Annotated in this window: 8 protein-coding genes; 2 read left to right on the top strand and 6 right to left on the bottom strand. The window is 70.4% G+C overall.

Features of this window, described 5'->3' with window-relative positions:
- Positions 1 to 1,091 (bottom strand): DEAD/DEAH box helicase (locus E3T48_RS10550; RefSeq protein WP_134524021.1); only part of this gene is annotated, 1,091 nt, incomplete at its 3' end.
- 102 nt (positions 1,092 to 1,193) lie between these two features.
- Here E3T48_RS10550 and E3T48_RS10545 point away from each other — a divergent pair.
- Together E3T48_RS10545 and E3T48_RS10540 are read left to right on the top strand one after the other, a co-directional pair.
- Complete coding sequence (locus tag E3T48_RS10545) at positions 1,194 to 1,427, top strand: sigma-70 RNA polymerase sigma factor region 4 domain-containing protein (RefSeq protein WP_134524014.1); 234 nt, start codon at positions 1,194 to 1,196, stop codon at positions 1,425 to 1,427.
- A complete protein-coding gene (locus E3T48_RS10540) occupies positions 1,427 to 1,759 on the top strand; it encodes a hypothetical protein (protein WP_134524013.1) in 333 nt (110 codons plus the stop codon). The genes E3T48_RS10545 and E3T48_RS10540 overlap by 1 nt, the downstream gene beginning before the upstream one ends.
- Before the next feature lie 268 nt (positions 1,760 to 2,027).
- On the opposite strand, the gene E3T48_RS10535 is transcribed toward E3T48_RS10540, so the two are convergent.
- From E3T48_RS10535 to E3T48_RS10515, 5 genes are read right to left on the bottom strand one after another with little or no spacing between them, the layout of a single operon-like run.
- On the bottom strand, positions 2,028 to 2,822 hold the full coding sequence (locus tag E3T48_RS10535) for an SseB family protein (protein WP_134524012.1): 795 nt from the start codon (positions 2,820 to 2,822) through the stop codon (positions 2,028 to 2,030).
- Positions 2,806 to 3,552, bottom strand: a complete 747-nt coding sequence (gene priA, locus E3T48_RS10530; RefSeq protein ID WP_134524011.1) for a bifunctional 1-(5-phosphoribosyl)-5-((5-phosphoribosylamino)methylideneamino)imidazole-4-carboxamide isomerase/phosphoribosylanthranilate isomerase PriA — start codon at positions 3,550 to 3,552, stop codon at positions 2,806 to 2,808. The genes E3T48_RS10535 and priA overlap by 17 nt, the downstream gene beginning before the upstream one ends.
- 55 nt (positions 3,553 to 3,607) lie before the next feature.
- Positions 3,608 to 4,240, bottom strand: coding sequence for an imidazole glycerol phosphate synthase subunit HisH (gene hisH / locus E3T48_RS10525; protein ID WP_134524010.1), 633 nt, complete (start codon positions 4,238 to 4,240; stop codon positions 3,608 to 3,610).
- Positions 4,237 to 4,860 (bottom strand): imidazoleglycerol-phosphate dehydratase HisB, encoded by a 624-nt coding sequence (hisB, locus tag E3T48_RS10520; protein ID WP_134524009.1) that lies wholly within the window; start codon positions 4,858 to 4,860, stop codon positions 4,237 to 4,239. The genes hisH and hisB overlap by 4 nt, the downstream gene beginning before the upstream one ends.
- The gene (locus tag E3T48_RS10515) at positions 4,857 to 5,966 is read right to left on the bottom strand and encodes a histidinol-phosphate transaminase (RefSeq protein WP_134524008.1); all 1,110 of its coding nucleotides are present in this window, start codon (positions 5,964 to 5,966) and stop codon (positions 4,857 to 4,859) included. Before E3T48_RS10515 ends, hisB begins: the two co-directional genes overlap by 4 nt.
- Positions 5,967 to 6,000: the final 34 nt, after the last annotated feature.

Below are 6,000 nucleotides of genomic sequence, written 5' to 3'. Positions count from 1 at the left end.
GCGCTCCGGCCGCTGGCGCCCATGAGCTCGGCCGGCCGGCGGTGCGCCGCCTGCTCGGCGGCGCGGGCATCCGTTGCCGCCGTGGCCTCGGCCGTCTGATCGGTGCCCTCGTCGCCAGCCTCGGCGTCCCGCAGCAGCCCGGCATAGATCTCGTTGAAGCGTGCGGTGAGGCGTTCGGCCAGCCGCCGGGAGTTCGCGAACACGATGGAGGAGGAGTGCGCGAGCACCTCGTCGACGATCGCCTCCTCCACGTGCGGCCAGATCGACCCCGTCTGCGGTGCGGATGCCGCGGTCTGGCCCTCCCTCGGCTCGACCGGGCCGACCTGGCTCATGTCGTCCACGGGGACCACGACGCGCAGGTCGAACCGTTTCCCGGCGGCCGGGGAGACGATCTCCACCGCCGCGGAGCCGCCGAGGAATCGGGCGACCTCGGAGGCGGGGCGCACGGTGGCGGACAGCCCGATCCGCTGGGCCGGGGCGGCCAGCAGATCGTCGAGCCGCTCGAGGGAGACGGCGAGGTGCGCTCCGCGCTTGCTGGCGGCGACGGCGTGCACCTCGTCGATGATGACCGTGTCGATGCCGCGCAGCGATTCCCGCGCAGCCGAGGTGAGCATCAGGAAAAGGGACTCCGGTGTGGTGATCAGGATGTCGGGCGGCACCTTGACCAGGCGGCGCCGGTCGGCGGCCGGCGTATCTCCGGAGCGCACGCCGACGCTCACCCGCGGCGGTTCGAGGCCGAGCCGAAGCGCGGCCTGGGTGATGCCGACGAGCGGGGCACGGAGGTTGCGTTCGACGTCGACGCCGAGGGCCTTGAGCGGGGAGATGTACAGCACGGTCGTTGTGGGCGCCGGCACCGTTGCTGCAGGTGCGGCGCCGGTCGGGCCGGCTTCTCCTGCCCGGGAGGCCAGCCGGTCGATGGCCCAGAGGAAGGCCGCGAGTGTCTTGCCTGAGCCGGTCGGCGCCACGACGAGCGCGTGCGAGCCGCGGGAGATGGCGTCCCACGCGCCGAGCTGGGCCGGGGTGGGCGCCGCGAATGCCTCGCCGAACCACGCCCTGGTGGCCGGTGAGAATCGTTGCAGCACCTCGGTCATGGCACCATCATCCACGATCCGACTGACATCAACCACGAGCCGATCGACGAGAATCATCAACTTTGGTTGACAGACGATGGAATCATCAACTAGAGTTGATGCATGTTCGATTCGGCAGACATCCCCACCCCTGACCAGCCGGTGGAGGCCTTCGCCGCGGTCATCGCCCTGCGGCGACTCGCGAGCACCCTTGAGCGGTCCACCGTCGACCACGCCCTGACGCAGGGCTGGACCTGGAACCAGATCGGCCAGGCGCTTGGAATGACCGCCCAGGCCGCACACAAACGACTATCCCCCACTCGACGAACCGCACGCGACCAGAAGGGAACCACCTGATGGACTTCCGAAACAAGATCCGGGACATCCGCTTCATGAAGGCGCTGCTCACAGCGGCTGAAGCGGAGACACGCGAACTGGGCGAGGATCTGCAACGCGGCCGGACGCCGAAAGGTCCGTTTCAGACCTCGGGCAGCGCACAGCTCGTGTTCCAGCGGGCACTCGCGCTCTCCAAACTGGATCGTCCTCGCATGCTCAGGAGCGCCCATGTCGTTCACGCGGTCGCGGAGCTGGAGCAGGGGACCAGCAGTCGCGTCCTGGGCCGGCTCGGCATCGACCGGACCCGGCTCCAGGCCGCCGCCCGCGAGGCCGCGCGCACGCCAGGTCGGTGACCCTGGACCAAACGAATCAAGGAGTGCCGACCGGGGTCGACGGACTCGACCACCGCGGGCGAGGTCGGTGATCGAGCTTGTCGAGATCCGGGGTCTCGACAGGCTCGACCACCGACGGTAAGGCTCGACCACCGGCGGTAAGGCTCGACCACCGGCGGTAAGGCTCGACCACCGGCGGTAAGGCTCGACCACCGGCGGTAAGGCTCGACCACCGGCGGTAAGGCTCGACCACCGTGGGTGAGGCTCGACTGCCGCGGTCCCGAGCGGCCTAGGAGGACCCGCTGAGCTGCACCCGGAGGGAATCGACCTGGGTGGCGATGACATCGCTGGCCGACCAGCGCGCGGCGAGCCGGGCGAGGGTGGCGTCGAGTTCGGTTTGGGTGAGCCCGTCGACCAGTTCCAGCCGGACCGTCAGTTCGGGGCCGGCCAGGCGGGACTGCGGGTCCCCCGCACTGAGCTCGACGCCCAGGACCGTCAGCTCGGTGGCGATCGAGGCGGCGAAGGCATCCGCCACCTGCCTGCTGGCATAGCTGGGCGTCCACGGTTGCGACTGGGCGATGGCCCAGAGGGCGGGGCGCCGGATGACGAATTCGGTGTCGGTGGTCGGATCGAGCACGACCAGGTCCGTGTCTTCCTGGGCCGCCGCCAGCGCCACCCGCACCCCGTCGGACGGCACCGGACGGGCCTCGGGGTTCCAGGACCGCATCGCGGCCGCCGAGGAGAACACGGGCAGCACGCCGCGGCCGTCCGGGCCGGCCACGGTGATGATCGAGAGCTCCTGGGTCTTGTCGATGACGAGCCCGGTCGGGCCGACGCCGGCGTCGCCGAGCGCGGTCATGAGCGGGATGAGCAGCCGGGCCGTGCGGATGGCGTCGACGACGCTCTCCTCCCCTGCCTCGCGGGTCCGGAAAAGCGCGAGGGCGGCGAGTAGCGGCTCGGGCGCCGCCCCGTCGTCGGCCGCGTGGGTGTTCTCCTCGAATTCCCGGCCGGCCCACGGCTGCCCGGCGGAATCGGCGGGACCGGCCGGTTCGCCCGTGGAGCCGAGGTTATGCGCCGGCGACATCCAGTGCCTCGCCCAGGGTGAAGGCGCCCGCGTAAAGGGCCTTGCCCACGATCGTGCCTTCGAGGCCGAGCGGGACAAGCTCGCGCAGCGCGGCGATGTCGGCGAGGCTGGAGATTCCTCCCGACGCCACGACCGGGCGGTCGGTGCGTTCCATCACCTGGCGGAGCAACTCGATGTTGGGGCCCTGCAGGGTGCCGTCCTTGGTGACGTCGGTGACGACGTACCGGGCGCAGCCGGCATCGTCCAGACGGGCGAGGACCTGCCAGAGGTCGCCGCCGTCCTTGGTCCAGCCGCGTGCCGCGAGGGTCGTTCCACGCACGTCGAGACCGACCGCGACCGCGTCGCCGTGCTCGTTGATCACCCGGGCCGCCCATTCGGGGTCTTCAAGCGCCGCGGTGCCGAGGTTGATCCGGCTGACGCCGGCGCCCAGCGCGGCCGCGAGGGACGCGTCGTCGCGGATGCCGCCGGAGAGTTCGATCCGCACGCCGGGCAGCGAGCGGATCACGTTTCGGATCACCTCGGTGTTGTTGCCGCGGCCGAACGCCGCGTCGAGGTCGACCAGGTGGATCCACTCGGCGCCCTGCCGAGCCCAGTCGAGGGCGGCGTCGACCGGGTCGCCGTAATTGGTCTCGGTGCCGGCCTCGCCCTGGGTCAGGCGCACGGCCTTGCCCCCGGCCACGTCGACGGCGGGCAGGAGAACGAGACGCGGGGTGGGGGAATGCTCAGTCATGGGAGTCCTCAGATCGGGTGGGCGCGCGGCGCCCAGGGTCAGGCAACGGGACCGGCTAGTCGCGGAGCGAACCGAGCCAGTTGGAGAGCAGACGGATGCCTGCCTCCCCGGACTTCTCCGGGTGGAATTGGGTGGCCGACAACGGTCCGTTCTCGACTGCGGCGAGGAACGGGACGCCGTGTTCGGCCCAGGTCAGCCGGGGCTTCGGGAACGGCGGCATGACCTCGAGGGTCCATTCCTGCGCGGCGTAGGAGTGCACGAAGTAGAACCGTTCCTCTTCGATGCCCCGGAACAGCACCGAATCCTCGGCGGCCGTGACGGTGTTCCAGCCCATGTGCGGGAGGATGGGTGCCTCGAGGCGGGTGACGGTGCCGGGCCATTCGCCCAGACCCTCGGTGTCGACCCCGCGCTCGACGCCGTGTTCGAAGAGCACCTGCATTCCGACGCAGATGCCGAGGACGGGACGTCCGCCGGCGATCCTGCGGTCGACGATCTCGTCTCCGCGCACGGCCTTCAGCGCGGACATGACCGCACTGAACGCCCCCACCCCCGGAACGACGAGGCCGTCGGCCTCGAGAGCCACCTTCCGGTCGCCGGTCAGGGTGACCTCGGCCCCGGCCAGCTCGAGCGCCTTGACGGCCGAGTGCACATTGCCGGTGCCGTAGTCGAACACGACGACACGGCTCACAGCGCGCCCTTGGTCGACGGGATGCCGGAGACGAGCGGGTCGAGCGCCTTCGCCTGACGGAACGCGCGCGCGAACGCCTTGAATTCGGCTTCGGCGATGTGGTGCGGATCGCGGCCGCCCTGCACGGTGATGTGCACGGTGAGGCCGGCATTGAATGAGATCGCCTCGAAGACGTGACGCACCATCGACCCGGTGAAGTGGCCGCCGATCAGGTGGAACTCGAAGCCGGCCGGCTCGCCGAGGTGCACCAGGTACGGGCGGCCCGAGATGTCGACGACGGCCTGGACGAGGGCCTCGTCAAGCGGCACGAGAGCGTCGCCGTAACGGGAGATGCCCGACTTGTCGCCGAGCGCCTCGCGGATCGCCTGGCCGAGCACGATGCCGATGTCTTCCACCGTGTGGTGCACGTCGATCTCGATGTCGCCGCGGGCGCGAACGGTGAGGTCGGTCAGCGAGTGCTTCGCGAACGCTGTCAGCAGATGATCGTAGAAGGGGACGGAGGTCTGGACGTCCGAGACTCCCGTGCCGTCCAGGTTGAGCGTCAGGTCGATGCTCGACTCGCTGGTCTCCCGCTGAAGGTGGGCGACGCGGGGCGAGGATGTCGTGGAAGTCAGGCTCATTCCAACAGTTTATTGGGCTGGACGACGGAGTGCTGGCCGAGCCCGGCCAGCGCCGTGAGGAACACGCTCGTCTCCGCCTCGGTGCCGGCCGTCACGCGCAGGTGCCCCGGTATCCCGACGTCACGCACCAGGATGCCCTCCGCCAGCAGCGCCTCGAAGGTGCCCCTGGGGTCGTCCACCCCGCCGAACAGCACGAAGTTGCTCGCGCTCCGCAGGGGACTGTAGCCGAGCACGGCGAGCTCCGCCACGAGGCGGTCCCGCTGACCGCGGATGTCGTCGACCATGGCGAGCATCTCGGCAGTGTGCGCCAGGGCCGCGATTGCGGCGGCCTGGGTGAGGGCGGACAGGTGGTACGGCAGGCGTACCAGGCGGAGGGCGTCCGTCACCGCAGGGTCGGCGGCAAGGTAGCCGACCCGCGCGCCGGCGAACGCGAACGCCTTGCTCATGGTGCGGGAGACGAGGAGCCGCTCCCGCCCGGGCAGCAGGGTGAGGGCGCTCGGCGCGCCGGACGGGCCGAACTCGGCGTAGGCCTCGTCGACGACGACGACTCCGTCGGTCGCGTCGTACACCGCCGCGATCGTGTCGAGAGACAGCGGCGTGCCGGTGGGGTTGTTCGGGGAGCAGAGGAAGACGAGGTCGGGCGACACCGTGTCGACCCATCCTGTGGCGGTCGCCGGAGTGAGTTCGAAGTCGGCGTCGCGGGTGCCGGCGATCCACCGGGTGCCGGTGCCTGAGGCGAGCAGGGAGTACATCGAATACGTCGGCGCGAAGCCGAGGACCGACCGGCCCGGCCCGCCGAAGGCCTGCAGCACCTGCTGCAACACCTCGTTCGAGCCGTTGGCCGCCCAGATGTTCTCCCGGGTGAGACCGTGTCCGAGGTACCGGGCCAGCGACTCCCGCAACTCGGTGAACTCGCGGTCGGGGTAGCGGTTGATGGTGCGGATGGCCTCGGTCATCGCGGCGACGATGTCACGGGCGACGGCGTCGGGGATCCCGTGCGTGTTCTCATTCACGTTGAGAGCTACGGCCACGTGCAGCTGGGGTGCTCCGTAGGGGGTGAGTCCGCGCAGATTGTCGCGGAGGGGCAGGTCGTTGAGACTGGTCACTCCCCCAATGCTACCGGGGATGCCCGGGTGCCCT

This window comes from Cryobacterium fucosi (assembly GCF_004403515.1).
Classification (GTDB): Bacteria; Actinomycetota; Actinomycetes; order Actinomycetales; family Microbacteriaceae; genus Cryobacterium; species Cryobacterium fucosi.
This window is presented reverse-complemented; position numbering and strand designations above follow the sequence as displayed.

What these genes read in the sequence shown, in the direction of transcription:
- E3T48_RS10545 (WP_134524014.1), top strand. Translation starts at nt 1,194, where the DNA reads ATGTTCGATTCGGCAGACATCCCCACCCCTGACCAGCCGGTGGAGGCC.
- E3T48_RS10540 (WP_134524013.1), top strand. Translation starts at nt 1,427, where the DNA reads ATGGACTTCCGAAACAAGATCCGGGACATCCGCTTCATGAAGGCGCTG.
- E3T48_RS10535 (WP_134524012.1), bottom strand. Translation starts at nt 2,822, where the DNA reads ATGTCGCCGGCGCATAACCTCGGCTCCACGGGCGAACCGGCCGGTCCC.
- priA (WP_134524011.1), bottom strand. Translation starts at nt 3,552, where the DNA reads ATGACTGAGCATTCCCCCACCCCGCGTCTCGTTCTCCTGCCCGCCGTC.
- hisB (WP_134524009.1), bottom strand. Translation starts at nt 4,860, where the DNA reads ATGAGCCTGACTTCCACGACATCCTCGCCCCGCGTCGCCCACCTTCAG.